The sequence below is a fragment of the Bacillus cereus group sp. Bce019 genome (assembly GCF_051781745.1).
GTDB lineage: Bacteria > Bacillota > Bacilli > Bacillales > Bacillaceae_G > Bacillus_A > Bacillus_A cereus.
The window spans coordinates 89,480-114,684 of record NZ_JBPWJX010000001.1; the positions used below are offsets into that span (position 1 = coordinate 89,480).

The window sequence follows — 25,205 nt, forward strand, 5'->3', positions numbered from 1 at the left end:
TGGAGAGGAGAAGGTATTGAAATCATGTCAAGATCTCAAGAAATTTCTAAGTGGTTTCGTAATTTACAACATTCGAAAAAACTAAGTTGGATTTCTTACGTTGTGTTAGGAGCAGTGCTGTTTTTTGCGCTTATGAATAATGTAAAACCAGAACAATTAGATGTTAATATGTATTCTATTGCGAAAAAGACAATCCATTCTCCTATAAAAATTGAAGATAAAGTTACAACGGATAAAAAGAAAAAAGAAGCCGCTACAAAAGTTGAAGATCAATATACATATAAAAGTGAGTATAAACAAAACAAAGTTGATATTGTGAATGACGTCTTTGCTAAAGTGGATGAAGTGGTGCAAGAGATTAAAGCTGTTGGACCGGATGATCAAAAAAAGATGACTGATGCTGAGAAAGTGGACAAGTTAAAAAAGAAACTACCCGCTGACTTAACGAAAGAGTTATCTGATTCAAACTTACTGAATTTGATTAATGCAGATCCGAGCCAATTAGTATTAGCGAAAGATGCTGCGGTCACAGCGATTAATAGTATCATGACTGAGCATATTAAAATGGACGAATTGAAAGATGCGAAAGAACGATATGTAAGTGAGATGAATAGTGTTAATGTTGATAATGGTTTGAAAGAATCAATTAAGGCGCTAGGAAGATATGCAATTTCAGCTAACTATTTTTATGACCCAATCTTAACGAAAGAGAAGAGAAAAGCAGAGGAAGATTTAGTTCCACCTGTTTATATTCTTCAAGGTCAAGTTCTTGTTAGAGAAGGTGAAACAATTTCAAGTGATGTGTATAATCAGTTGAAATTAGTTGGTTTGTTAGAAAAAGGGAACGGTTTTCAACCTTATGTTGGATTAGCGGTACTCATTGGTGTGTTACTATACTTTATGCATAAACAATTTGAATTATTTTTAAAGAGAAAAAGAGAAGATAGACCGTATGTTTTAGCGTATATTACAATTTTGTCTATCACAATCGTCTTAATGAAAATCATTAGTTTGTTTCAAAAACTTGAATACGCAGGGATTGCATATGTTGTCCCAGTTGCGATGGGAACAATACTTGTAAAACTAATGATTGGTGATCGATTTGTCTTTTTAACGAGTATGATTTTTTCTGTATGCGGAAGTATTATGTTTAATGAAGGAGTAACGAGTACATTAAATTATAGTGTAGGGATTTACGTATTGTTAAGTTCGTTATCGGTTAGTATTTTTTTGCGAGAAAAAAATCGTCGTACAATGATTTTACAAGCTGGTATACTCGTTTCTGTATTAAATGTAGTCGTATTGGCGGCGCTTTTATTATTACGTAATGGGAATTTTTCGCCTCTTGAAATTGGTACGCAATTATTAATGGCTTCACTTTCAGGGATTATATCATCCGTTTTGGCTATGGGGATTTTACCATATTTAGAAAGTGGACTTGGAATCGTATCAAGTATGAAGCTTATGGAACTATCAAGTCCAAATCATCCGCTTTTACGCAGAATTTTGTTAGAAGCGCCAGGGACATATCATCATAGTGTAATGGTAGCGAATCTTTCTGAGGCTGCTTGTGAAGCAGTTGGGGCAAATGGTGTATTAGCGCGTGTAGGGGCATATTATCATGATGTAGGAAAAACAGTACAACCGCAATTCTTTATTGAAAACCAAATGGGAATTAAAAACCCACATGATAAATTAGATCCTGTAACGAGTAAAGATATTATAATTGCTCACGTAACGGATGGAGTAAGAATGCTCGAAGAATATCATATTCCACAAGAAATTATTGATATCGCTGGGCAACATCACGGTACAACGTTACTGAAATATTTTTATTATAAAGCTATTAAAGAAGATAAAGAAAAATATACAGAAGAGATGTTCCGTTATCCAGGTTCAAAAGCAACTTCGAAAGAATCGGCAATTGTTGGTATTGCTGATAGTGTAGAAGCTGCGGTACGTTCTATGAATCACCCAACGCCAGAACAAATTAATAATTTGGTGCAAAGTATTATTAAAGATCGACTGCAAGACGGTCAATTTAGTGAATGTGATTTGACGTTTAAGGAACTACAAATCGTTGGAAAAACGTTGTGTGAAACGTTAAATGGTATTTTCCATTCGCGTATTACATATCCGGAACCTCCGGAAGAAAAGGAGAAAGAATGAGTTTGTTAATTGATTTTATTGATGAAACAGAAGAAGTAAAAGAAGAGTATATGAGTTTAATTCGTGAAGTGTTAGAAAAAGCAGCTCAAATGGAAAATATTGAGGATGGTGCGGAGGTATCGGTGACATTTGTAGATAATGAGCGCATTAGAGAAATTAATCGTGATTACCGAGATAAAGATCAACCTACAGATGTAATATCCTTTGCCATGGAAGAGATGGGAGAAGGAGAAATGGAGATTGTTGGTGCAGAGATGCCGCGCATGTTAGGGGATCTTATTATCTCTATTCCAAGGGCGAAAGAGCAAGCTGAAGAGTACGGACATTCTTTCGATCGTGAACTTGGATTTTTGGCGTTACATGGCTTTTTACATTTACTTGGTTATGATCACATGACAGAAGAAGATGAAAAAGAAATGTTCGGAAGACAAAAAGAAATTTTAGAAGCTTTTGGATTAGGACGATGAAAAAAGGAAAACTTATAGATAGTTTTGGATATGCTATAGCTGGTATATTCTTTTGTTTTCGTCATGAACGAAATATGAAAATCCATTATTTAGCCGCAGTCATTGTTATATGCTGCGGCTTTTATTTCCATATTACGAAAATAGAGTGGATGATATTACTTATTGTAATAGGGAGTGTAATGAGTTTAGAGATGGTAAATACGGCTGTGGAAAAAACGGTAGATTTAGCGACTGCCGATATTCATCCGTTTGCAAAAATTGCAAAGGATGTTGCGGCAGGAGCGGTTTTATTGTTTGCAATTATAGCTGTTATAATTGGTGCTATTATCTTTTTACCGTATATGGTATAGTTGCATTCCGAAGCTTTTATTAAGCTTTGGAAGTGCTGTAAGGGCCTTTAATGAGAGAGTGTATCTCTTCATAGCTGTGAACAGGAAGGATGCGGGAATATGAATAGTAAACAATTAATTCTAGAAGCAATCGAAGCGCGTAAACAAGCGTACGTACCATATTCTAAATTTCAAGTAGGTGCAGCATTATTAACGCGCGGTGGAAAAGTATATCGTGGATGTAATGTTGAGAATGCATCATATGGCTTATGTAATTGTGCTGAAAGAACAGCTTTATTTAAGGCGGTTTCTGAAGGAGATAAAGAATTTGTAGCCATTGCGGTTGTAGCAGATACAAAGCGCCCAGTACCTCCTTGTGGAGCATGTCGACAAGTTATGGTAGAATTATGTAAACAGGATACGAAAGTATACTTATCAAACTTACATGGTGACGTTCAAGAGACGACAGTCGGAGAATTGTTACCAGGAGCATTTTTAGCGGAGGATTTACATGAATAGAAAAGGTTATAAATCAGGTTTTGTCTCTATTATTGGCAGACCGAATGTTGGAAAATCTACATTTTTAAACCGTATTATTGGCCAGAAAATTGCTATTATGAGTGATAAGCCACAAACGACTCGTAATAAAATTCAAGGTGTATATACAGAAAATGATGCACAAGTTATTTTCATTGATACACCAGGAATACATAAACCTAAACATAAATTAGGCGACTTCATGGTAAAGATGGCGCAAACGACATTAAAAGAAGTTGATATTGTTCTGTTTATGGTTAATGCAGTTGAAGGATTTGGTCGTGGTGAGGAATTCATCATTGAGAAATTAAAAGAAACGAAACAACCAGTATTTTTAGTCATTAATAAAATTGACCAACTTCATCCAGAGCAATTACTAGAGTTAATTGATCAATATCGTAAACTACATGAATTTGCAGAGATTGTACCAATTTCTGCGTTAGACGGTAATAATGTGGACGCTTTAATTGGAACAATTAAAAAGTATTTACCAGAAGGACCACAATACTATCCAGAGAATCAAGTAACGGATCATCCGGAGAGATTTATTATTGCAGAGCTTATTCGTGAGAAAGTACTACATTTAACACGTGAAGAAGTGCCGCATTCTGTGGCTGTTGTTATCGATGCGATTCAAAAGCGTGAGGGCGGGGCAGTTTATATAAATGCAACGATTGTTGTTGAACGTGCATCACAAAAAGGAATCATTATTGGAAAACAAGGAAAAATGTTAAAAGAAGTTGGTAAGCGAGCTCGTTTTGATATTGAAGCGCTACTTGGTTCTAAAGTATTTTTAGAAGTATGGGTAAAAGTGCAAAAAGATTGGCGTAATAAAATGTCTCAGCTTCGTGACCTAGGTTTCCGCGAGGATGAGTACTAAAATAGAGTAAAGTTGTAATCAGTGGATGGTTGGTTCATCCACTGATTATTGGTTTTTATGAACTTTGATAAATTAGGAAAAATTTTTCTCACATGAAAATGGACAAAATGGGTCAATTTAATAACAACAAAGGAAATTGGTTTATAGGCTACGCTTATTGAGAAAGGTGGATTCTTATGCTAGATTTTACCTGGAAGTTTTTCTCCAAAACAGGAAGCATTGAAACGTACTTGCTTTTGAAAGAAATGGAAAAAGACGTAAACGATGAGATGGATCAACATGAAGAGGAGCTAGCGCATCTAGACTCTCCAATTTCTTGACCCGTTTTGTTCAAACCTTGGATGGTGACGAACATGTTTCAAAAAGTTGAGGGCATCGTTATCCGTACGACAGATTACGGAGAAACGAACAAAATTGTTACAATATTCTCAAGAGAACTTGGTAAGGTAAGTGCAATGGCAAGAGGGGCAAAAAAACCGAAAAGCCGATTAGCATCTGTGTCGCAATTAATGACACATGGCCATTTTCTAATTCAAATGGGATCTGGGCTTGGAACATTGCAACAAGGCGAGATTATTTCAACTATGAAAGAAATTCGCGAGGATATATTTTTAACTGCTTATGCATCATTTATTGTTGAGTTAACTGATAAAGCAACAGAAGATAAAAAACATAATCCGTATTTATTTGAAATGTTATATCAAACGTTGCATTATATGTGTGAGGGTGTTGATCCAGAAGTATTATCATTAATTTATCAAACGAAAATGCTTCCGGTATTAGGGATGCGCCCGTACTTTGATACATGTGCGATTTGTCATCAAGAAACAGACTTTGTCGCCTTCTCCGTAAGGGAAGGCGGTTTTCTGTGCTCACGTCATGCAGAGCAAGACCCATATCGTATACCGGTAGGAGAAGCTGTTCATAAATTATTACGCCTTTTCTTCCATTTCGATTTACATAGGCTCGGAAATGTATCGGTAAAGGATAGCACAAAAAAACAAATGCGTTTAGTATTGAATACATATTATGATGAATATTGCGGAATTTATTTGAAATCAAGACGTTTTTTAGAACAACTTGATAAGTTTCAAATATAATTTTGGGCCGTATACGGTCCTTTTTACATACTTTCTTTTTCGAATAGCATATTTAGTATATAATATTTAAGAGATAGTATAACTTTTTTCGTTGTGCATTAAAGGTGGTGATTATCATAGAGCTGAATAAACGGCAAGAACATATCATTCAGATTGTAAAAGATCACGGTCCTATTACAGGGGAATCAATTGCAGCGCAATTGGGTCTAACACGTGCGACGCTAAGACCAGACTTAGCAATTTTAACGATGGCTGGTTATTTAGAAGCACGTCCACGCGTAGGTTATTTTTATACGGGTAAAACTGGGGGGCAGCTATTATCTGAAGCTGTTAAGAAAATTAAAGTACAAGATTATCAATCTAGACCGGTTGTAATTGATAAAAATGTTTCCGTATACGATGCAATTTGTACGATGTTTTTAGAGGACGTTGGTACATTGTTCGTTGTAGATCAGATGACTCTATTAGTTGGTGTTGTGTCTCGTAAAGATTTATTAAGAGCGAGCTTAGGAAAGCAGGATTTAACCTCTCTTCCGGTTAATATTATCATGACAAGGATGCCAAACATTGCGATGTGTCGTAGAGAGGATTCTTTATATGATATTGCGATGGAATTAATAGAAAGACAGATTGATGCAATGCCAGTTGTAAAAGATACGAAACAAGGTTTAGAAGTGATTGGGCGAATTACAAAAACAAATATTACACGTGCGTTTGTAAATTTAGTAAATAACGAATAAGTGTAATTTGTTTAAAGTGAGGTAATGTAATGGATAATAAAATCGTATATGTCGTATCTGACTCTGTAGGGGAAACGGCTGATTTGGTTGTTCGAGCAGCAATGGGGCAATTCCCGTTTGCTCCTGATATTAGACGTGTACCGTATGTAGAAGATACAGGGACATTAAAAGAAGTGATTTCGATTGCTAAGAGTAATCAAGCACTTATATGTTTTACGTTAGTTAAGCCTGATATGCGCCAGTATTTAGTAACAGAGGCTGCAAAAGAAGGGGTAGAGGCATACGATATTATCGGCCCTCTTATTGATCAAATTGAAGAAATTACGGGGCAAGTGCCGAGATATGAGCCAGGTGTTGTCCGTAGGTTAGATGAAGAATACTTTAAAAAGATTGAAGCGATTGAGTTTGCTGTGAAGTATGATGACGGCAGAGATGCACGAGGTATTTTAAAAGCAGATATCGTGTTGATTGGTGTTTCGCGTACATCAAAAACACCACTTTCCCAATATTTAGCTCATAACAAACGCTTGAAAGTTGCGAATGTACCACTCGTGCCAGAAGTTGACCCACCTGAAGAACTATATCAAGTGGCAAAAGAAAAATGTTTCGGTTTGAAAATTACGCCAGATAAGTTAAATCATATTCGAAAAGAACGATTAAAATCACTTGGATTGAGTGATGGAGCAACATATGCAAATATTAATCGTATTCAAGAAGAAATTGATCACTTTGAGGAAGTAATTAGTAAAATAAATTGCCAAGTAATCGATGTATCGAATAAAGCGATTGAAGAAACAGCAAATATTATTGTGAATGCAGTGCAAAACCAAAAAATGTTTTAGCACATTTACCAAAGGTGAATGTGCTTTTTTCGCTCGTGTGAAATATGATACCTATGGATTTTGTAATAGATTGTAGTGTAATGGTTATACTTATACTCCTTTGTCTTTTAGTATATTCAAGGTGTGAGTTTGTCATCCTGAAATGTAAGATGAAAAAATAAAGGGATATGTAGCGTAGTTGAAGAAAATATATTATAATAAAAAATTGTGATAAAAACCTATATTTTACGTTTAGACTTTAATTTTTCAGAATAAACTAGGGATAGGATTTACGAAAAAGACATGTAATTACGTTAAATCGACAAAATCTATACAAGAAAACGCACATTATGGAAGGATTCACAGAAGGGATGTAGAATACAGAAATATGCAAAACATCAACAACATATTAGTTGGTGTAGATGTATATCCCGTGAAGGCTGAAATTGTGCAAGTTGGAGCGGAATTTCATGTCGGAATTTTGTTTGTCGCATCATATGCTCATCCTTTAAGGAAATAGCAAGGCAATTGGATCATTGTAGATACTGAACAAAATGGAGTTGATTGTTATATGGATCAACATGAAAAAGTTACAGATCTCAAGATCAAACAGTATATGTGGCTTGCTACTCTTCTTGGAAAAAGGTGTATATGTATTGTTTCTAAGAGATACATTTGTAACAGATGAGCAAATGTATACAATTTTATATAGCAAGTATGTATATGCGATTTATGCAGATAAAGGACCTATAGGAAAGGTTCAAAATCGTTTATACAATGTAATCGGCAACACTTTCTAACAAGTTTAGAAAAATATTGTCGAATTATAAAGGAATTTTTTAATTTATATCGAATACAAAATACGACACGGAGATGGAGTTATGGGGAACAGAATTCCCGAAGAAGTTGTTGAACAGATTCGGACATCATCCGATATTGTAGAAGTCATTGGTGAATACGTTCAACTTAGAAAACAGGGGCGTAACTATTTCGGCCTTTGTCCATTTCATGGTGAGAATTCTCCTTCATTCTCTGTTTCATCTGATAAGCAAATTTTTCATTGCTTCGGATGTGGAGAAGGTGGAAATGTATTTTCCTTTCTAATGAAAATGGAAGGACTGGCTTTTACCGAGGCTGTTCAAAAGCTAGGCGAAAGAAATGGAATTGCGGTTGCAGAGTACACATCAGGACAAGGACAACAAGAAGACATATCTGATGACACTGTCATCATGCAACAAGCTCATGAATTATTGAAAAAGTATTATCATCATTTATTAGTAAATACGGAAGAGGGAAATGAAGCACTTTCATATTTATTAAACCGTGGTATTACGAAAGAGATGATTGAGAAGTTTGAAATTGGTTATGCATCACCTGCTTGGGATGCGGCGACGAAAATTTTACAAAAAAGAGGTTTATCGCTGTCTAGTATGGAACAAGCTGGCCTTCTAATAAGAAGTGAGAAGGATGGTAGTCATTACGATCGCTTCCGTGGAAGAGTTATGTTCCCGATCTATACGTTACAAGGTAAGGTGATAGCGTTTAGTGGAAGGGCGTTAGGGGATGACACTCCGAAATATTTAAATAGCCCTGAAACACCGATTTTTCACAAAAGTAAATTGTTGTATAACTTCCATCAAGCAAGACCGTTTATTAGAAAGCGTGGGCAAGTGGTTCTTTTTGAAGGATATGCCGATGTACTAGCTGCGGTAAAAAGTGGTGTGGAAGAAGCTGTTGCGACAATGGGAACAGCTTTAACTGAAGAACAAGCAAAACTTCTGCGACGTAACGTTGAAACTGTTGTTCTTTGCTATGATGGTGATAAAGCAGGGCGAGAAGCGACGATGAAAGCAGGGCAATTATTGCTAAAAGTTGGTTGCCAAGTGAAAGTCACATCCTTGCCAGATAAGCTTGATCCTGATGAATATGTGCAACAATATGGGACTACCGCTTTTGAAAATCTTGTGAAATCAAGTGTGAGTTTTGTTGGTTTTAAAATAAATTATTTGCGTTTAGGGAAAAATTTGCAAGATGAGTCTGGCAAAGAAGAATATGTGAAAAGTGTTTTAAAAGAGTTATCGTTGTTACAAGATGCGATGCAGGCAGAGTCATATTTGAAGTCATTATCGCAAGAATTTTCGTATTCAATGGAAACACTTTTGAATCAATTGCACCAATATCGCAAAGAACAAAAGGTACAGCAAAAACAAATAAAGCAGGTTGCTAAACCGTCTCAAGTCGTTCAAACAAAACCGAAGTTAACAGGTTTTGAAAGAGCGGAAAGAGAAATTATTTACCATATGTTGCAAAGTGCAGAAGTAGCTGTTCGTATGGAATCCCATATAGAAGATTTTCATACAGAAGAACATAAAGGGATTTTATATGAACTATACGCATATTATGAAAAGGGAAATGAACCTTCAGTCGGAACATTTTTAAGTTGGCTCTCTGATGAAAAGTTGAAAAATATTATCACTGATATTTCGACGGATGAATTTATTAATCCAGAATACACAGAAGAAGTGTTGCAAGGCCATTTGGAGACGCTTAGGCGGCATCAGGAAAAACTTGAAAAGATGGAGATCATCTTTAAAGTGAAACAAATGGAAAAAACAGATCCTGTAGAGGCTGCTAAATATTATGTAGCATATTTACAAAATCAAAAAGCGAGAAAATAGCTTTTTTGATAAAGTTTTAGTATAATGAATGTTTGTATCTCGCGTAAGGAGGGGAACAGATGGCTGACAAACCAGCTCGTTCTAAACAAATTGAAACTGAAATGACCCTTGAGCAAGTGAAAGAACAACTCACTGAGCTCGGAAAAAAACGTGGCGTTCTTACATATGAAGAGATTGCAGAACGCATGAATGGATTTGAAATTGAATCCGATCAAATGGATGAATACTATGAATATTTAGGTGAACAAGGCATTGACTTAGTTGGTGATAATGACAACGAAGAAGGCCCTAATAATCGCCAAATTTCAAAAACAGAAGAAGAGTTTGACCTCAATGATTTAAGTGTACCACCAGGGGTTAAAATCAACGATCCTGTTCGTATGTATTTAAAAGAAATTGGTCGTGTAGACTTACTATCTGCAGAAGAAGAAATTCGACTTGCAACGCGTATTGAAGAAGGCGATGAAGAAGCGAAACGTCGTCTTGCAGAAGCAAACTTACGTCTTGTAGTAAGTATTGCAAAGCGCTATGTAGGCCGTGGTATGCTTTTCTTAGACTTAATTCAAGAAGGTAATATGGGTCTAATTAAAGCTGTTGAAAAGTTCGATTATCGTAAAGGTTTCAAATTTAGTACGTATGCAACTTGGTGGATTCGCCAAGCTATTACACGTGCCATTGCAGACCAAGCGCGAACAATTCGTATTCCAGTCCATATGGTTGAAACGATTAACAAGTTAATTCGTGTACAACGCCAATTATTACAAGATTTAGGTCGTGAACCGTCTCCTGAAGAGATTGGTGAAGAAATGGATCTTGCTCCAGAAAAAGTACGTGAAATCTTAAAAATTGCACAGGAGCCAGTTTCTCTTGAAACACCAATTGGTGAAGAAGATGACTCCCATTTAGGTGACTTTATTGAAGACCAAGAAGCAACATCGCCTGCGGACCATGCAGCCTATGAATTGCTAAAAGAACAATTAGAAGATGTGTTAGATACGCTAACAGATCGTGAAGAAAATGTTCTACGTCTTCGTTTCGGTTTAGATGATGGACGAACTCGTACGCTTGAAGAAGTTGGGAAAGTATTTGGCGTAACAAGAGAGCGTATCCGTCAAATTGAAGCAAAAGCACTTCGCAAATTAAGACATCCAAGCCGTAGTAAGCGTCTTAAGGATTTCTTAGAATAGGTTATTTTTTAAGTTTACTTCACCATTGTGAAGTAAACTTTTTTATTTTGTTAATTTTTGTTAAAATTTAGCTATCGGCAACGATTACAATTTCTTGTAATTTATTTTACAGAATTGTCTTTTGATTTGCAAATGCTCATTTTTCGATTTTTCGATTAATTTTGTTTATTCTATACAAAAATATATGTAGAAAAGCGAAAAATATGATGAGAAACGTTAATAATTATCGAAATAATAAGCGATATGACAATAAAAAACAATAAACTGAATTTATGGAATATTTTTAACAAGTGGTAGTTTACTCTTTTCTGATAGAGCGTTTTCAAGTACAATGGAAATGACTGAATCATCTAACTATTTAGGGGTATAGAGGGGGGAGAAGAGATATGAAACGTAATCCGCTGATTCCGTTCGCTCTTATTGCAGCATTGGGTATTATCGTTATGTTTGTATTTTCATTTCAGGGGCTAAATAAATCTAAAGAGTTAGCTGATGCAAAAAATGGCGGGAAGCCAGCACAAACGGCATCAAAACCAGAAGATATTGTGAAGCAAAGCTGTACGAGCTGCCATGGTGATCAGTTACAAGGGGCAGTTGGACCTAACTTGCAAAAAATTGGTGGGAAACTTTCAAAGGATGAAATTAAAGAAATTCTTTCGAAAGGAAAAGGCAATATGCCTGCCAATATAGTTCCAGCTGATCAAGCCGCTAAAGTAGCTGATTGGTTATCGAAGAAAAAATAAAGTTCCGTATGACAAGCCTTTTGCTTATGCAAAGGGCTTGTTTTTCTATATTTTCTAAAATACGATGAATGATAGAGCAGTGAATTGTTGTTATGGGCTTGCAACAACTACTATAAATTCATTATCATGGAGACAGACTGACAAGAGAAGGAGTAATGGAAATACATGAATGAAGTAAAGCTTTCAAAACGATTAGAAGAAGTTGTACGTGAAATACCAGTAGGATCTACAGTCGCTGATATTGGATCGGATCATGCGTATTTACCGTGTTATACAATTATAAATAATATTGCTACAAAAGCAGTTGCAGGAGAGGTCGTAGATGGACCATTTCGCTCTGCGCAAGCAACTGTAGCTGAAAGTGGTTTACAAGATAAAGTAGATGTGCGTAAAGGGAATGGATTAGCTGTTATCGCACCAGGAGAAGTAGATGTAATTACAGTTGCCGGAATGGGCGGAGCGTTAATTCGTGACATTTTAGAAAGTGGTAAAGAAAAATTAGAAGGTGTAACACGTTTAATTTTACAGCCTAATATTGCAGCGCATCATATTCGTGAATGGTTTATTGAGAATGGTTGGGAGCTTATCCATGAAAAAATCGTAAAAGAAGATGGGAAAATTTACGAAATTTTAGTAGGGGAGCGAGGAAATGTTGCAGCGCCTTACTCTGAAAATAAACAAGCTGAATTGTTTATGGGACCATTTTTAATAACAGAAAAAAGTGAAGCCTTCGTTGAAAAATGGGAAGGAGAATTAAAAAACTTCCAAAATATTTTAAAACAGTTAGAACGTGCAGCTGATTCTGAAGAAACAAAAGCGAAGCGTGGGGAAGTAGAAGCGAAAATGAAAATGATAGGGGAGGTTTTATCATGAGTAAAATTCCAAATGGCCATGAAATTATTTCTTTATTTGAAAGTATGTATCCGAAGCATTTGGCGATGGAAGGAGATAAGATTGGCCTGCAGATTGGAGCGCTTAATAAACCCGTGCGGCACGTATTGATTGCGTTAGATGTAACGGAAGAAGTTGTGGATGAAACAATTCAATTAGGGGCAAATGTCATTATTGCTCATCATCCTTTAATTTTTAACCCGTTAAAAGCGATTCATACAGATAAGGCGTATGGGAAAATTATTGAAAAGTGTATTAAAAATGATATTGCAATCTATGCAGCGCATACAAATGTGGATGTTGCTAAGGGCGGGGTAAATGATTTACTTGCTGAGGCGTTAGGATTGCAAAATACAGAAGTTTTGGCACCGACATATGCAGAAGAAATGAAAAAAGTTGTTGTGTTTGTGCCAGTCACTCATGCAGAAGAAGTAAGGAAAGCATTAGGAGACGCAGGTGCTGGTCATATCGGCAATTATAGCCACTGTACGTTTAGTAGCGAGGGTACAGGCACATTTGTACCTCAAGAGGGGACAAATCCTTATATCGGGGAAACTGGACAGTTAGAACGTGTAGAAGAAGTGCGAATCGAAACGATTATTCCAGCTTCATTACAGCGGAAAGTGATTAAAGCAATGGTAACGGCGCACCCTTATGAAGAAGTAGCATACGATGTGTATCCGCTTGATAATAAAGGTGAAACGTTAGGCCTAGGAAAAATAGGATACTTACAAGAAGAAATGACGCTTGGTCAATTTGCAGAACATGTGAAACAATCATTAGACGTGAAGGGCGCAAGAGTTGTCGGTAAGTTAGACGATAAAGTGCGTAAAGTAGCTGTACTTGGTGGAGATGGTAATAAATATATAAACCAAGCGAAATTTAAAGGAGCAGATGTATATGTAACTGGTGACATGTACTATCATGTTGCTCATGATGCGATGATGCTCGGTTTAAATATAGTTGACCCAGGACATAATGTTGAAAAAGTAATGAAACAAGGTGTACAAAAGCAATTACAAGAAAAAGTGGATGCAAAGAAACTCAATGTACACATTCATGCTTCGCAGTTACATACAGATCCATTTATATTTGTATAAGAAAAATAAAAACCGTTGCTCATGCAAGCAACGGTTTTTATTATTGTTCTTTTTTCACTTTCACGCGAGGTAATATTTTTTGTAACGGTACTTTTCGAACTCTTTCCCATGTAGCGGGATTCATTGGGTTATATTGCTCTAAGAAAGCGATAACTTCTTTCGTAATTGGCGTTGGAGTAGAAGCACCTGCTGTAACAGCTACGTTTTCTACACCTTGTAGCCACTCTAATTGAATTTCGCTTACATCAGCAACTCGATATGCTTTTGTACCCGCGATTTCTTGTGATACTTGTGCTAAGCGATTTGAATTGTTACTTTTCGGATCACCAACAACAATTGTTAAGTCTGCAACATCAGCTTGTTTAGCGACAGCTTCTTGGCGAACTTGAGTTGCTAAACAAATTTCTTTATGGAATTCTGCTGTTGGGAATTTTTTTTGAATGTCCTCCATTAAATGTTGAACATCCCATTGACTCATCGTTGTTTGATTTGTTACTAAAATTTTATCTGTTGGGATTTCTAATGTTTTTAAATCATCGGCTCTTTCGATAAGGTGAACGATGTCAGGTGCAATACCAACTGCACCTTCTGGCTCTGGATGATTTTTTTTACCGATATAAATGACATGATACCCTTCCGCTTTCTTAGCTTCGATAAGGTCATGCGTCTTGGTAACATCTGGGCAAGTAGCATCGATTGTTGTTAAACCTTTTTCTTTTGCGCGTTGTTTAACTTCTGGAGAAACACCGTGTGCAGTGAAAATAACAGTACCAGAATCAATTTTATCTAAAATTTCTAAGCGACTTGGACCGTCTAATGTGATGATTCCATCTTCTTCAAAAGCGTCTGTAACATGTTTATTGTGAACAATCATACCTAAAATATAAATGGGTCTCGGCAATGATTTATCTAATGCGGCGTTACGTGCAATTACCATTGCATCGACAACACCGTAGCAATAACCACGAGGGGAAATTTTAACAATTTTCATATGAGTAATCCTCTCCTTCTAAACAAGGGATACTTTTGTGCATAGTCTTTTACATTATAAAGGAGGAGTGGATAGAAAACAAAGGATTGTTACACATATAGTTTTGGTTTTGTTGCTGTTTGTTGAACTGGTTCTTTCGGTAACTCTTTTTCTATTACAGGTTCAATCACTATTTTCTTTCGTTTTCGTTTCTTTTTTTGAGGTGCAGGAGGCGGACTTTCTACTTCAACTGGCTCTGTTACATTTTCCGTTTGATTTTCTTCCGTGCTTTTTCCAGAGGTGAGGATTTTAACAATGCTTGGTAGACTACGCATAATAGGACCGTACTGTTCGACGACAGGACCTACAGATTGAACGACTTGGGATACTTTTTCGATGTTATTTATCATATTAGTTGGATTCGAAATTAAGTTCGAAAAAAAACTGCCGATGCCACTGCTTGCTGTTGCCGCAGTTGTAGTTGAGCCGCCGCGCGTTTCAGTTGATTCATACATTTGAGGCGGTATCATTTGCTCAGGATATTGCTGCATGTATGGTTGATATTGTGGATGTTGCTGCGGATATTGCTGATGATATTGCTGCGGTGGTGGTTGCTGATGCATCATCGGTTGCCCTTCCATTTGTCGGTAAGGTGGAACCATTTGCATAAAAGGCTCGGTTGGATCGTGTTTTTTAAAAAGCTTAGCAAGAAAACCTTTCTTTTTTTGTGCCATTGGTGGTAGTTGTGGAATTGGATATGGTGTATAAGGTTGCTGCCCTGGATTCGGATACATTTGCCTTGTAGGGGATTTCGGAAACATGTGAGAAATCCTCCTTTCTTCAGTTAGGTATATACACATACAATATGCAATAAAAGGGAAGAAGGTTAGTTTTTGAAGTGAAAACCTAAACTAAAGATGGATTTTACTTGTAGATTTCGATATAATGTAGACTTGACTGATTTGTGCGCGCAGTAGAAATTTTAGAAAGAAGGTGTAACTTATGACACAACAAACTTTTACACAGTATGATTTTAAACCATTTTTAATAGATGCAGTTCGTGAACTACGCTTTACAGAGCCGACAGGAATTCAGCAGAAAATTTTCCCGGTCGTGAAAAAAGGTGTAAGTGTAATTGGACAATCCCAAACAGGTTCTGGGAAAACACATGCATACTTACTTCCTACATTAAACAGAATTAATGCAAGTCGTGAAGAAGTACAACTTGTTATTACAGCGCCTACTCGTGAGTTAGCACAACAAATTTACGAAGAAATCGTGAAATTAACAAAGTTTTGTGCGGAAGACCAAATGATTACAGCACGTTGTTTAATTGGTGGAACTGATAAACAACGTTCAATTGAGAAATTGAAAAAACAACCTCATATCGTAGTTGGGACACCAGGACGTATTAAAGACTTAGTTGAAGAACAAGCATTATTTGTTCATAAAGCAAATACGATTATTGTCGATGAAGCAGACTTAATGCTTGATATGGGATTCATTCATGATGTAGACAAAATTGCAGCACGCATGCCTAAAAACTTGCAAATGTTAGTTTTCTCTGCAACAATTCCTCAAAAACTAAAACCGTTTCTGAAGAAATATATGGAGAATCCAGAGCATATTCATATCAATCCAAAACAAGTTGCAGCTGGAAACATTGAACACTATTTAGTGCCTTCTAAACATCGTAATAAAATTGATTTAGTGCATAAAATGCTACTTCAATTTAAACCGTATTTAGCAGTTGTTTTCACGAATACGAAAAAGATGGCAGACCAAGTTGCTGATGGATTAATGGAACGTGGCTTAAAAGTTGGACGAATTCACGGGGATTTATCACCACGTGATCGTAAAAAAATGATGAAACAAATTCGTGACCTTGAATTCCAATATATTGTTGCGACTGATTTAGCAGCACGTGGTATTGATATTGAAGGGATTAGCCATGTTATTAACTATGAGTTACCATCAGATTTAGATTTCTTCGTTCACCGCGTTGGAAGAACAGCACGTGCGGGGCATTCTGGTATTGCAGTGACGATTTATGATCCAGCAAACGAAGAAGCGTTAGATAGCTTAGAAAAACAACGTCATATCGAGTTTAAACATGTAGATTTACGTGGAGATGAGTGGGCAGATTTAGGTGAGCGTCGTCGTCGTAAGAGCCGTAAAAAACCAAATGACGAACTTGATGTTATGGCAACGAAAGTTATTAAAAAACCGAAAAAAGTAAAACCAAACTATAAACGTAAACTTGCAACAGAACGTGACAAAGTGAAGAGAAAATATAGCAATAAAAAAAGATAAGGGGTTTCCCTTATCTTTTTTTAATCCCGGTAATTTAAATGAAGAGTATAGTCTGTCTAAATAGTCATATGAATTTGTGTAGTGCGTCTTTTGTGAACAAACAATTCACTACATATTTCTACAAATTATGCTATCATTATATCTATTGTATATTGAAGAGGTGATTGTATGTTAAAGATTGGATCTCATGTTTCTATGAGTGGTAAGAAAATGTTATTAGCAGCAAGTGAAGAGGCTGTTTCATACGGTGCAACAACGTTTATGATTTATACAGGTGCACCGCAAAATACACGAAGAAAACCAATTGAAGAATTGAACATAGAAGCAGGAAGAAAACATATGGAGCTGAACGGAATTGAGGAAATTATCGTCCATGCGCCGTATATTATTAATGTTGGGAATACAACGAAGCCAGAAACATTCCAATTAGGCGTAGACTTTCTTCGCATGGAAATTGAAAGAACATCGGCATTAGGTGTAGCGAAACAAATTGTTCTTCACCCAGGAGCGCACGTTGGTGCTGGAGCAGATGCTGGTATTCAACAAATTATTAAAGGGCTTAATGAAGTATTAACGCCAGAACAGACGGTTAACATTGCGTTAGAGACGATGGCAGGAAAAGGAACAGAATGCGGTCGTAGCTTTGAAGAAATTGCGAAGATTATTGATGGTGTAAAATATAATGAAAAGCTATCTGTATGCTTTGATACGTGTCATACGCACGATGCAGGATATGATATTGTAAATGACTTTGACGGTGTATTAAACGAATTTGATAAGATTGTTGGTATAGATCGTTTACAAGTACTTCATATTAATGATAGTAAAAATGTACGCGGAGCAGGAAAAGACCGTCATGAAAACATTGGATTTGGTCACATTGGGTATAAAGCATTGCATCACATTGTACATCATCCACAGTTAATGCATGTACCAAAAATTCTTGAAACACCGTATGTAGGGGAAGATAAAAAAGATAAGAAGCCACCATATAAATTGGAAATCGAAATGCTGAAAAACGGCACTTTTGATGAAGGGCTTCTTGAAAAAATTAAAGCGCAATAAGGAGGGGAAATCCCCTCCTTATTTTAGTAGTTGCTGAAATAATGTATTTACTTGTTGGGCAGTGGCAGGGGAAGTTACTTTTGCGATCTGTTTTAAGAGCTCTAGTCGCTCGTTGTTATCGTAAATATTAATATTTTTACCCTTCATAAGTAAAACGATTTGGTCAGCTTGTGCGGCTGTAATAGGAACTTCGTATTCTTTGCTATATTTTAATAACTCTTTTGTAGAAATATGATTTAATTTTTTATTAACAATTTGTTTAATGAGGTTCATCTTATTATCCTCCTTCACGCGTTCTTCTATCGAAATATATGAGCATGTAGCTTGTACATATTCGTATGGAGTTTCTTTTTTTATGAGGAAAAGAAGCGTATGTTATAATATAAGGACGAAACTACAGAAAAAGAGTACAGGGAGGGCTTATGGAGCAAAAGCAACATCGAAAAGAAAGTGTTATTCATCTCATTTATCGTTTAGTTATGATTATTTTTGGAGCAGCATGCGCGGCGGTGGCGATTGAACTATTTTTAATGCCAAATAAAATTATTGATGGTGGAATTATTGGTATTTCTCTTATATTAGATTATCTTACTCCTAACATTTGGTGGTTAAGTTTTTCTACTTTAGTCGTTGTTCTCAATATCCCATTTATGTATTCCGGTTATAAGCAAATTGGAAAAACATTTATGTTATCTTCGACATTTGGTATTGTAGCGTTAGCTTTCATTGAGTCAACGTTACATGCGGTGCCACCATTTACAACAGAACCTATTTTAGCGACAGTGTTTGGTGGGCTTATTTTAGGTCTTGGTGTAGGACTTGTAATTCGTCATGGTGGGTCGTTAGATGGAACTGAAATTATGGGGATTTTATTAACGAAGAAACTACCGTTCTCTGTTGGTGAATTCGTAATGTTTGTGAACTTATTTATTTTTGCATGGGCAGCATTTGTGTTTGGTGTGGAACAAGCGATGTATTCTGTTATGACGTACTATATCGCATTTAAAACAATCGATACAGTAATTCAAGGGCTAGATGAAACGAAGGCGGTTTTAATTGTATCTGATCAATATGAGGAAGTATCAAACGCGATTTTGCATCGTCTTGGCCGTGGAACGACAAAGCTTGTAGCAAAAGGTGGTTACACGGATAAAGAAAAAGAAGTTATTTATGCAGTTGTAACGCGTCTAGAAGTGACGAAATTAAAGTCAATTGTGCATGAAATTGATGAAAATGCGTTTGTTACGATTATGAGCACGCAAGAGACAAATGGTGGTAAGTTTAAATCGGCTATTCACTAAAAGTTTATAGGAATATTTTTTGAAAGCAGAGAATTTTTCTCTGCTTTTTGTTATAATAGTAAGGTTTCTTGAAAAAATAGATATATTTTAGGTAGATTGGTTTACAACTATAATAAGCTGTACTATAATTCAAATAGATATAAATCGGAATCATTCTGAATTAAAATAGGTGAGATGCTATGAATAATATATTAGAAATTGAAGGTTTAACATTCCGATATGAAGATCGGAATGTGTTAGAAAATATTAATTTGCAAGTTCCGAAGGGAGCTTTTTTAGGTTTAGTGGGACCGAATGGTTCAGGTAAATCAACTTTACTTAAGTGTTTATTAGGCGTTTTAAAGCCAAAAGAAGGAAGCATACGCGTGTTTGGCGTTGATAGTAAGAAGTTTAAGGAATGGAACAAAGTTGGTTATGTATCCCAAAAGGCAAATAGTTTCAATTCTGGTTTTCCAGCAACTGTTTCTGAAGTTGTCTCAATGGGACTTGTTTCGAAAAAAGGGCTTTTTCGCTTTTTTACAAAAGAGGATAAAAAAAAGGTAGAAAAAGCAATTGCTGATGTAGGGATGAGTGAATTTCAAGGTCGTAACATTGGAGAGCTTTCTGGTGGACAGCAACAGCGTGTATTTATTGCTCGTGCGCTCGTTAGTGATCCTGAATTGCTTATTTTGGACGAGCCTACTGTTGGAATCGATGTGAAAAATGTGGAAAGTTTTTACGAAATATTAGAGGATTTAAACAAAAGGCTCGGGATCACATTAATTCTTGTTACTCATGATATGGGAGCTGTTACTGAAAAAGTAACACATGTTGCATGCCTAAACCAACATCTACATTTCCATGGAAATGTAGAGAAGTTCCGAGAGTTAGAAGATGCAGAAATGTCCGTCTTATATGGACATCATGTTCATCGTTTAGAACACGAACATGAGCATCACGGGAGGATATAATGATACAAGATTTTTTACAATATGACTTTTTACGTAATTCTTTATACGCAGGTATTTTAATTGGACTTGTTGCACCGCTAATTGGTGTGTTTGTTGTTATTCGTCGTTTATCTCTTATTGCGGATGCATTAAGTCACGTGACGTTATCGGGTATTGCAGCAAGTTTATTACTTGAAAAAACCATTTTTACAGGTGGATTTTTAAACCCCTTATATATGGGGATGATTTTCTCGATTGGTGGAGCGCTACTAATCGAAAAGTTACGAACTGTATATAAGCACTATCAAGAATTAGCAATTCCAATTATCCTTTCGGCAGGGATGGGGGTTGGAGTTATTTTCATTTCACTTGCAAATGGATTTAACACAGACTTATTTAGTTATTTATTTGGTAGTGTCAGTGCTGTAACAAGTACAGATTTAATTATTATTGGGATTGTAGCAATTGTTGTTGTTGCGACAATTATTTTATTATATAAAGAGCTGTTTCTATTATCATTTGATGAGGAATACGCAGTATCAACTGGTTTAAGAGCGAAATGGATTCACTTTATTTTCATTATATTAGTTGCTCTTGTCATTGCAGTATCAATGCGTGTAGTGGGGGTTCTTCTCGTATCATCATTAATGACATTACCAGTTGCAGCAAGTATTCGTATTGCTAAAGGATTTAAACAAACAATTTTCTTTTCCATTTTATTTGGTGAAATTGCAGTAATTGGTGGAATGTTTGCTTCGTATCAACTTGATCTAGCGCCAGGTGGTACAATTGTTATGATAGCAGTTCTTATTTTAATCGGTGCGATTTTATGGAAGAAGAAAAAAACTGCATAAAGTAGGGATAGGTATGAATCTAACAGAAGCTTTACGCCTAATGAAAGAAAAAGGATATAAACATACTGGAAAAAGAGAAGAGATGCTCAGATTATTTGCAGCACATAATCGTTATTTAACTGCGAAAGACGTTTTAGAACATATGAAAGACGATTATCCAGGGCTTAGTTTTGATACGATTTATCGTAACTTAACAGTTTTTGCTGAGATTGGTGTTTTAGAACAAACGGAATTAAATGGCGAAAAACATTTTCGTTTTACTTGTTCTATTATGGAACATCATCATCATTTTATTTGTTTGGATTGTGGGGGGACGAAAGAGATTACTTCCTGCCCAATGGATTTTATGAATAAAGATTTTACTGGTTATGAAGTAACGGGTCATAAGTTTGAAATATATGGTCGTTGTCCAAAATGTGCAAAGTAAAAGCTCGTCGGTTATGTAACTGACGAGCTTTTTTACGTAGAAAAGAAGGTTGCTCACAAATATTGTGGCAACCTTCTTTTTATTGTTCTTGTGTCTCTTTTTCTTTTTCTCGTTCAGCAGCCATTTCAGCAGCAATTACGTCGATTTCTTTTTTCAGTTCTTCTACCATTATTTCTTCTGGTACTTTACGAACGACTTGCCCTTTACGGAATAATAATCCCTCTCCACGTGCACCGGCAATACCGATATCAGCTTCACGAGCTTCACCAGGGCCATTTACAGCGCAACCAAGTACTGCAACTTTAATTGGTACTTGAAGTGTAGAGATGTATTCTTCCACTTCGTTAGCAATGCTAATCAAATCGATTTCAATACGACCACAAGTTGGACAAGAGATAAGTGTTGCTGCATTAGACGCAAGACCGAATGATTTTAATAATTCGCGAGCAACTTTTACTTCTTCAACTGGATCAGCACTTAATGAAATACGTAGTGTATTTCCGATGCCTTTATTTAAGATTGCTCCAAGACCAGCAGCACTTTTTACAGTTCCGGCAAACAATGTTCCAGATTCTGTAATACCTAAATGTAATGGATAATCAAAAGCACGAGCAGCTTTCTCGTATGCTTCGATTGCTAAGTTAACATCAGAGGCTTTCATAGATACGATAATATCATGGAAATCTAAGTCCTCTAAAATTTTAATATGATGCAAGGCGCTCTCAACCATACCATCTGCAGTTGGGTACCCGTACTTTTCTAAAATGTGTCGCTCTAATGAACCAGCGTTTACACCGATACGGATTGGAATACCGCGCTCTTTTGCTGCATTTACAACAGCTTCTACTTTATGGCGACGACCAATATTACCTGGATTGATACGTACTTTATCGATGCCACCTTCAATTGCTTTTAAAGCAAGGCGATAATCAAAATGAATATCAGCAACAAGTGGAATGTTGATTTGTTTTTTTATATCAGCAATAGCATCTGCTGCGCGTTCATCTGGAACGGCAACGCGGACGACTTGACAGCCGGCTTCTTCTAAACGCTTGATTTCAGCAACTGTTGCTTCAACATCATGTGTTTTTGTTGTTGTCATACTTTGTATAATTAATTCATTATTACCGCCGATTGTTAAATTACCGACTTTAACTGGACGTGTTTTTGTACGATGAGTCATTTCATTCACGAATAGATCGCTCTCCTTATAAAAGAAGTTTCTTATTTAGTCCCTCATATCAATGATAGTATACGTGATATAGGGCTATAGAAACCGAAGTACTCGGTTTCACTTTTACTATTGTATCAGCGCCTTTATGTAATTGACAAGGATTAAGTGATAGCTTATTGATATAACGGGAATTTATAAGACTTTCCAATTTGTATTTTTGTAGCAGATGTACTTTTGTTTAATTGTTTAAAGTCGTCAATGACTTTTTCTATGGAAGGAATTTTTTTCTTGTTAATTTGTTCTGTAATAGAAAGAACTGTCTCACCAGTTTTTACTTCAATTGTTTTATAAGATACATCCGTTTCTTTTTCTGTTTTGTTCGCTTTATTTTGTTGACTGTCTGTGTTTTCTTTTTTAATTGTTTGAGCAGCAGTTGTTTTTTTATATGAACTTAACATCGGTAAAGTACCGATTTTTATATCGTAATAAAATATATAACCGAGAACAAGCACGAATAGGAATATACCTAATCTCTTCATATTCTTCACTCCTTTGCTAGGAATATATGCTTGTCCAAAAAAAAAATGCCTATTTAGGCATTTTTTTTCGTTCTTATTTTTCTTTCGGTTTTGGAACTTCTTTAATCGTTAAGTACAGAACAATTAAAACAACTGCGATATAGATGAATGTTGATCCAGGTACGACAATCTTACATGCATCCATAATCATAAAGAAGATTGTTGGGATTGTGTAGCTGTATGCAGTTAGTGTCCAAACTTGTTTATAGGATAGTTTACGTTGACCGCTCATAGCAGAACCGATGAACGCAAGTAAAGTCACACCTACAAAAGTGATGAATAATTGGAATAGGTACACTAAGAATCCAATAACAAATAATAAAATTGGATAAATATTATCGAATAAAGAAATAAATTCTTGTAGATCTTTTTTCTCAAGAGATGCACCTAACAAATCGTTATAAGAATACGTTTGTATTTGACCATTTCCCATAGAGACTACTTTATCTTTTAAAACAAATAAACCTGTTTTATTTTGATATTTTTCTAGGTCTGTTGAATTTGGATCAAATACGAAAAGTGCATTTCCTTCTTCTTTTTCAATAGGTTGATCAATATCGGCTTTTAGTTCGCCATTTTCAATTTTAAAATCAGGTAAATCTTTATCGATGACTTGATTTACCATGCTTACACCATCTTGGATAAAACTACCGTACAAAAAAGTTCTTGGAATAGTAGTAATTAAGCAAAGTAGCATAATATACAAAATGGTTTTACCGATTTTTTGAAAACGGAATAGCGCCATATCTTTAGGCGAGTATATGCTTTTTAAGAATTGGGTAAATATGGACATAGATTCACTTCCTTTATGTATGTATAAAATCATTGTAACGTAGTAATCTAGAGAATCTCAAGATATATTATATTTACATATAGTGGAGATAACTAAATTTCTTTTATTAACTTTCTTCTTTTAAATAAGAAAAATACAATTGACACTTTTCTTTTCTATATGGTAAATTTATCTTACATTTCTTAAAGAGCATATCCGATAGGAATTCCTCTATTTGATATGTTGTTACATACATAATTGTGGACCCTTAGCTCAGCTGGTTAGAGCAGACGGCTCATAACCGTCCGGTCGTAGGTTCGAGTCCTACAGGGTCCATATCCATTTCGCATGTTTATTATGTTAGCAGGAAGCTTCCTTGTAGAAGGAAGCTTTTTTTACGGAATATATGAGCATTTTAATTGAAAAGAAGTGGGAATTTTGCTACTTTAATGATAGCAAGACAATGTGATTTATTTGTTTGCACCCTATGGCAATTAGGGTAGAATGAAGTTGTATGTCACTTAAGTGGCAATACATAAACTGGGAGGAATATAACAATGGCAAAACACGAATTACCAAATTTACCTTATGCGTATGATGCTTTAGAGCCTCACTTTGACAAAGAAACAATGAACATCCATCATACAAAACATCACAACACGTACATTACAAACTTAAACGCTGCTTTAGAAGGTCATGCAGAATTAGCTGACAAAAGCGTAGAAGAATTAGTTGCAAACCTAAACGAAGTACCAGAAGCAATCCGTACAGCAGTACGTAACAATGGTGGCGGACATGCTAACCATACATTCTTCTGGACAATCCTATCTCCAAACGGCGGAGGACAACCTGTAGGTGAACTTGCAACTGCAATTGAAGCAAAATTCGGTAGCTTCGATGCATTCAAAGAAGAATTCGCAAAAGCTGGCGCAACTCGCTTCGGTTCTGGTTGGGCTTGGTTAGTAGTAAACAATGGTGAGTTAGAAGTAACAAGCACTCCAAACCAAGATTCTCCTTTAACTGAAGGTAAAACTCCAGTTATCGGTTTAGATGTTTGGGAGCATGCTTACTACTTAAACTACCAAAACCGTCGTCCAGACTACATCGGCGCATTCTGGAACGTTGTAGATTGGAACGCTGCTGAAAAACGTTACCAAGAAGCAAAATAATCGTAATAAAT

28 protein-coding genes and 1 tRNA gene are annotated in these 25,205 nt (G+C 36.0%); 23 read left to right on the top strand and 6 right to left on the bottom strand.

Going from position 1 to position 25,205, the window contains the following annotated elements:
- Window positions 1-24: 24 nt before the first annotated feature.
- The 15 genes from ACS2QP_RS00480 to ACS2QP_RS00550 all read left to right on the top strand — a co-directional run bounded on the left by ACS2QP_RS00480 (window position 25) and on the right by ACS2QP_RS00550 (window position 13,642).
- Window positions 25-2,169: an HD family phosphohydrolase gene (locus ACS2QP_RS00480; RefSeq protein ID WP_000091510.1), complete on the top strand. Its 2,145-nt coding sequence runs from the start codon at window positions 25-27 to the stop codon at window positions 2,167-2,169.
- Window positions 2,166-2,636, top strand: a complete 471-nt coding sequence (ybeY, locus tag ACS2QP_RS00485; protein WP_000054684.1) for an rRNA maturation RNase YbeY — start codon at window positions 2,166-2,168, stop codon at window positions 2,634-2,636. Before ACS2QP_RS00480 ends, ybeY begins: the two co-directional genes overlap by 4 nt.
- Window positions 2,633-2,986, top strand: a complete 354-nt coding sequence (locus ACS2QP_RS00490) for a diacylglycerol kinase family protein (protein WP_000715464.1) — start codon at window positions 2,633-2,635, stop codon at window positions 2,984-2,986. Before ybeY ends, ACS2QP_RS00490 begins: the two co-directional genes overlap by 4 nt.
- 99 nt (window positions 2,987-3,085) lie before the next feature.
- Window positions 3,086-3,484 carry a cytidine deaminase gene (locus ACS2QP_RS00495; RefSeq protein ID WP_001086285.1) on the top strand — a complete coding sequence of 133 codons (399 nt, stop codon included), beginning with the start codon at window positions 3,086-3,088 and terminating at the stop codon, window positions 3,482-3,484.
- Window positions 3,477-4,382: a GTPase Era gene (gene era / locus ACS2QP_RS00500; protein WP_001080230.1), complete on the top strand. Its 906-nt coding sequence runs from the start codon at window positions 3,477-3,479 to the stop codon at window positions 4,380-4,382. Before ACS2QP_RS00495 ends, era begins: the two co-directional genes overlap by 8 nt.
- Window positions 4,383-4,558: 176 nt before the next feature.
- A complete protein-coding gene (locus ACS2QP_RS00505; RefSeq protein ID WP_000883924.1) occupies window positions 4,559-4,702 on the top strand; it encodes a YqzL family protein in 144 nt (47 codons plus the stop codon).
- Window positions 4,703-4,735: 33 nt separating this feature from the next.
- Window positions 4,736-5,482, top strand: coding sequence for a DNA repair protein RecO (gene recO / locus ACS2QP_RS00510; protein WP_000487009.1), 747 nt, complete (start codon window positions 4,736-4,738; stop codon window positions 5,480-5,482).
- A 107-nt stretch (window positions 5,483-5,589) separates the two neighbouring features.
- Window positions 5,590-6,222, top strand: a complete 633-nt coding sequence (locus tag ACS2QP_RS00515) for a helix-turn-helix transcriptional regulator (protein ID WP_000583756.1) — start codon at window positions 5,590-5,592, stop codon at window positions 6,220-6,222.
- A gap of 29 nt (window positions 6,223-6,251) precedes the next feature.
- On the top strand, window positions 6,252-7,064 hold the full coding sequence (locus ACS2QP_RS00520; RefSeq protein ID WP_000368944.1) for a pyruvate, water dikinase regulatory protein: 813 nt from the start codon (window positions 6,252-6,254) through the stop codon (window positions 7,062-7,064).
- Window positions 7,065-7,624: 560 nt separating this feature from the next.
- The gene (locus ACS2QP_RS00525; RefSeq protein WP_002164428.1) at window positions 7,625-7,843 is read left to right on the top strand and encodes a hypothetical protein; all 219 of its coding nucleotides are present in this window, start codon (window positions 7,625-7,627) and stop codon (window positions 7,841-7,843) included.
- 81 nt (window positions 7,844-7,924) lie between these two features.
- A complete protein-coding gene (gene dnaG, locus ACS2QP_RS00530; RefSeq protein WP_000528221.1) occupies window positions 7,925-9,721 on the top strand; it encodes a DNA primase in 1,797 nt (598 codons plus the stop codon).
- Window positions 9,722-9,780: 59 nt separating this feature from the next.
- Window positions 9,781-10,908 (top strand): RNA polymerase sigma factor RpoD, encoded by a 1,128-nt coding sequence (gene rpoD, locus ACS2QP_RS00535; RefSeq protein WP_000764065.1) that lies wholly within the window; start codon window positions 9,781-9,783, stop codon window positions 10,906-10,908.
- Window positions 10,909-11,294: 386 nt separating this feature from the next.
- Window positions 11,295-11,651 (top strand): cytochrome c550, encoded by a 357-nt coding sequence (gene cccA / locus ACS2QP_RS00540; RefSeq protein WP_000828141.1) that lies wholly within the window; start codon window positions 11,295-11,297, stop codon window positions 11,649-11,651.
- A 165-nt stretch (window positions 11,652-11,816) separates the two neighbouring features.
- The gene (locus tag ACS2QP_RS00545) at window positions 11,817-12,524 is read left to right on the top strand and encodes a tRNA (adenine(22)-N(1))-methyltransferase (protein WP_001006542.1); all 708 of its coding nucleotides are present in this window, start codon (window positions 11,817-11,819) and stop codon (window positions 12,522-12,524) included.
- Window positions 12,521-13,642: a Nif3-like dinuclear metal center hexameric protein gene (locus tag ACS2QP_RS00550; protein WP_438882083.1), complete on the top strand. Its 1,122-nt coding sequence runs from the start codon at window positions 12,521-12,523 to the stop codon at window positions 13,640-13,642. The genes ACS2QP_RS00545 and ACS2QP_RS00550 overlap by 4 nt, the downstream gene beginning before the upstream one ends.
- A 40-nt stretch (window positions 13,643-13,682) precedes the next feature.
- Here ACS2QP_RS00550 and ACS2QP_RS00555 read toward each other — a convergent pair whose 3' ends face one another.
- The gene (locus ACS2QP_RS00555; RefSeq protein ID WP_000706662.1) at window positions 13,683-14,633 is read right to left on the bottom strand and encodes a 4-hydroxy-3-methylbut-2-enyl diphosphate reductase; all 951 of its coding nucleotides are present in this window, start codon (window positions 14,631-14,633) and stop codon (window positions 13,683-13,685) included.
- Between the two features lie 89 nt (window positions 14,634-14,722).
- Complete coding sequence (gene vrrA / locus ACS2QP_RS00560) at window positions 14,723-15,433, bottom strand: VrrA/YqfQ family protein (protein WP_438882084.1); 711 nt, start codon at window positions 15,431-15,433, stop codon at window positions 14,723-14,725.
- Window positions 15,434-15,614: 181 nt separating this feature from the next.
- Between vrrA and ACS2QP_RS00565 the strand changes: the two genes are divergently transcribed.
- Both ACS2QP_RS00565 and ACS2QP_RS00570 read left to right on the top strand, forming a co-directional pair.
- Window positions 15,615-16,925, top strand: coding sequence for a DEAD/DEAH box helicase (locus ACS2QP_RS00565; protein ID WP_000194017.1), 1,311 nt, complete (start codon window positions 15,615-15,617; stop codon window positions 16,923-16,925).
- Window positions 16,926-17,093: 168 nt separating this feature from the next.
- Window positions 17,094-17,990: a deoxyribonuclease IV gene (locus ACS2QP_RS00570; protein ID WP_000912460.1), complete on the top strand. Its 897-nt coding sequence runs from the start codon at window positions 17,094-17,096 to the stop codon at window positions 17,988-17,990.
- Between the two features lie 18 nt (window positions 17,991-18,008).
- Here ACS2QP_RS00570 and ACS2QP_RS00575 read toward each other — a convergent pair whose 3' ends face one another.
- On the bottom strand, window positions 18,009-18,263 hold the full coding sequence (locus ACS2QP_RS00575) for a DUF2624 domain-containing protein (RefSeq protein WP_001048954.1): 255 nt from the start codon (window positions 18,261-18,263) through the stop codon (window positions 18,009-18,011).
- Between the two features lie 149 nt (window positions 18,264-18,412).
- On the opposite strand from ACS2QP_RS00575, the gene ACS2QP_RS00580 reads away from it, so the two are divergent.
- From ACS2QP_RS00580 to ACS2QP_RS00595, 4 genes are all read left to right on the top strand, one after another.
- Window positions 18,413-19,291 carry a YitT family protein gene (locus tag ACS2QP_RS00580; protein ID WP_000435963.1) on the top strand — a complete coding sequence of 293 codons (879 nt, stop codon included), beginning with the start codon at window positions 18,413-18,415 and terminating at the stop codon, window positions 19,289-19,291.
- A 179-nt stretch (window positions 19,292-19,470) separates the two neighbouring features.
- The gene (locus ACS2QP_RS00585) at window positions 19,471-20,241 is read left to right on the top strand and encodes a metal ABC transporter ATP-binding protein (protein ID WP_001059662.1); all 771 of its coding nucleotides are present in this window, start codon (window positions 19,471-19,473) and stop codon (window positions 20,239-20,241) included.
- A complete protein-coding gene (locus tag ACS2QP_RS00590; protein WP_000613815.1) occupies window positions 20,241-21,074 on the top strand; it encodes a metal ABC transporter permease in 834 nt (277 codons plus the stop codon). The genes ACS2QP_RS00585 and ACS2QP_RS00590 overlap by 1 nt, the downstream gene beginning before the upstream one ends.
- Window positions 21,075-21,087: 13 nt before the next feature.
- On the top strand, window positions 21,088-21,501 hold the full coding sequence (locus ACS2QP_RS00595; protein WP_001054516.1) for a Fur family transcriptional regulator: 414 nt from the start codon (window positions 21,088-21,090) through the stop codon (window positions 21,499-21,501).
- 79 nt (window positions 21,502-21,580) lie between these two features.
- Here the strand turns inward: ACS2QP_RS00595 and ispG are convergent, their stop codons facing one another.
- The 3 genes from ispG to yqgB all read right to left on the bottom strand — a co-directional run bounded on the left by ispG (window position 21,581) and on the right by yqgB (window position 24,046).
- A complete protein-coding gene (gene ispG / locus ACS2QP_RS00600; protein WP_142343374.1) occupies window positions 21,581-22,684 on the bottom strand; it encodes a flavodoxin-dependent (E)-4-hydroxy-3-methylbut-2-enyl-diphosphate synthase in 1,104 nt (367 codons plus the stop codon).
- 164 nt (window positions 22,685-22,848) lie between these two features.
- On the bottom strand, window positions 22,849-23,214 hold the full coding sequence (yqfZ, locus tag ACS2QP_RS00605) for a protein YqfZ (protein WP_000825414.1): 366 nt from the start codon (window positions 23,212-23,214) through the stop codon (window positions 22,849-22,851).
- A gap of 73 nt (window positions 23,215-23,287) precedes the next feature.
- A complete protein-coding gene (gene yqgB / locus ACS2QP_RS00610; protein WP_438882085.1) occupies window positions 23,288-24,046 on the bottom strand; it encodes a protein YqgB in 759 nt (252 codons plus the stop codon).
- A 241-nt stretch (window positions 24,047-24,287) separates the two neighbouring features.
- On the opposite strand from yqgB, the gene ACS2QP_RS00615 reads away from it, so the two are divergent.
- Together ACS2QP_RS00615 and sodA are read left to right on the top strand one after the other, a co-directional pair.
- Window positions 24,288-24,361: transfer RNA gene (locus ACS2QP_RS00615), tRNA-Ile, on the top strand.
- Window positions 24,362-24,582: 221 nt separating this feature from the next.
- Entirely contained in the window at window positions 24,583-25,194 is a 612-nt protein-coding gene (sodA, locus tag ACS2QP_RS00620) for a superoxide dismutase [Mn] (protein WP_001052031.1), read from the top strand.
- Window positions 25,195-25,205 lie beyond the last annotated feature (11 nt).

What these genes read in the sequence shown, in the direction of transcription:
- ACS2QP_RS00480 (WP_000091510.1), top strand. Translation starts at nt 25, where the DNA reads ATGTCAAGATCTCAAGAAATTTCTAAGTGGTTTCGTAATTTACAACAT.
- ybeY (WP_000054684.1), top strand. Translation starts at nt 2,166, where the DNA reads ATGAGTTTGTTAATTGATTTTATTGATGAAACAGAAGAAGTAAAAGAA.
- ACS2QP_RS00490 (WP_000715464.1), top strand. Translation starts at nt 2,633, where the DNA reads ATGAAAAAAGGAAAACTTATAGATAGTTTTGGATATGCTATAGCTGGT.
- ACS2QP_RS00495 (WP_001086285.1), top strand. Translation starts at nt 3,086, where the DNA reads ATGAATAGTAAACAATTAATTCTAGAAGCAATCGAAGCGCGTAAACAA.
- era (WP_001080230.1), top strand. Translation starts at nt 3,477, where the DNA reads ATGAATAGAAAAGGTTATAAATCAGGTTTTGTCTCTATTATTGGCAGA.
- ACS2QP_RS00505 (WP_000883924.1), top strand. Translation starts at nt 4,559, where the DNA reads ATGCTAGATTTTACCTGGAAGTTTTTCTCCAAAACAGGAAGCATTGAA.
- recO (WP_000487009.1), top strand. Translation starts at nt 4,736, where the DNA reads ATGTTTCAAAAAGTTGAGGGCATCGTTATCCGTACGACAGATTACGGA.
- ACS2QP_RS00520 (WP_000368944.1), top strand. Translation starts at nt 6,252, where the DNA reads ATGGATAATAAAATCGTATATGTCGTATCTGACTCTGTAGGGGAAACG.
- ACS2QP_RS00525 (WP_002164428.1), top strand. Translation starts at nt 7,625, where the DNA reads ATGAAAAAGTTACAGATCTCAAGATCAAACAGTATATGTGGCTTGCTA.
- dnaG (WP_000528221.1), top strand. Translation starts at nt 7,925, where the DNA reads ATGGGGAACAGAATTCCCGAAGAAGTTGTTGAACAGATTCGGACATCA.
- rpoD (WP_000764065.1), top strand. Translation starts at nt 9,781, where the DNA reads ATGGCTGACAAACCAGCTCGTTCTAAACAAATTGAAACTGAAATGACC.
- cccA (WP_000828141.1), top strand. Translation starts at nt 11,295, where the DNA reads ATGAAACGTAATCCGCTGATTCCGTTCGCTCTTATTGCAGCATTGGGT.
- ACS2QP_RS00545 (WP_001006542.1), top strand. Translation starts at nt 11,817, where the DNA reads ATGAATGAAGTAAAGCTTTCAAAACGATTAGAAGAAGTTGTACGTGAA.
- ACS2QP_RS00550 (WP_438882083.1), top strand. Translation starts at nt 12,521, where the DNA reads ATGAGTAAAATTCCAAATGGCCATGAAATTATTTCTTTATTTGAAAGT.
- ACS2QP_RS00555 (WP_000706662.1), bottom strand. Translation starts at nt 14,633, where the DNA reads ATGAAAATTGTTAAAATTTCCCCTCGTGGTTATTGCTACGGTGTTGTC.
- vrrA (WP_438882084.1), bottom strand. Translation starts at nt 15,433, where the DNA reads ATGTTTCCGAAATCCCCTACAAGGCAAATGTATCCGAATCCAGGGCAG.
- ACS2QP_RS00565 (WP_000194017.1), top strand. Translation starts at nt 15,615, where the DNA reads ATGACACAACAAACTTTTACACAGTATGATTTTAAACCATTTTTAATA.
- ACS2QP_RS00570 (WP_000912460.1), top strand. Translation starts at nt 17,094, where the DNA reads ATGTTAAAGATTGGATCTCATGTTTCTATGAGTGGTAAGAAAATGTTA.
- ACS2QP_RS00575 (WP_001048954.1), bottom strand. Translation starts at nt 18,263, where the DNA reads ATGAACCTCATTAAACAAATTGTTAATAAAAAATTAAATCATATTTCT.
- ACS2QP_RS00580 (WP_000435963.1), top strand. Translation starts at nt 18,413, where the DNA reads ATGGAGCAAAAGCAACATCGAAAAGAAAGTGTTATTCATCTCATTTAT.
- ACS2QP_RS00585 (WP_001059662.1), top strand. Translation starts at nt 19,471, where the DNA reads ATGAATAATATATTAGAAATTGAAGGTTTAACATTCCGATATGAAGAT.
- ACS2QP_RS00590 (WP_000613815.1), top strand. Translation starts at nt 20,241, where the DNA reads ATGATACAAGATTTTTTACAATATGACTTTTTACGTAATTCTTTATAC.
- ACS2QP_RS00595 (WP_001054516.1), top strand. Translation starts at nt 21,088, where the DNA reads ATGAATCTAACAGAAGCTTTACGCCTAATGAAAGAAAAAGGATATAAA.
- ispG (WP_142343374.1), bottom strand. Translation starts at nt 22,684, where the DNA reads ATGACTCATCGTACAAAAACACGTCCAGTTAAAGTCGGTAATTTAACA.
- yqfZ (WP_000825414.1), bottom strand. Translation starts at nt 23,214, where the DNA reads ATGAAGAGATTAGGTATATTCCTATTCGTGCTTGTTCTCGGTTATATA.
- yqgB (WP_438882085.1), bottom strand. Translation starts at nt 24,046, where the DNA reads ATGTCCATATTTACCCAATTCTTAAAAAGCATATACTCGCCTAAAGAT.
- sodA (WP_001052031.1), top strand. Translation starts at nt 24,583, where the DNA reads ATGGCAAAACACGAATTACCAAATTTACCTTATGCGTATGATGCTTTA.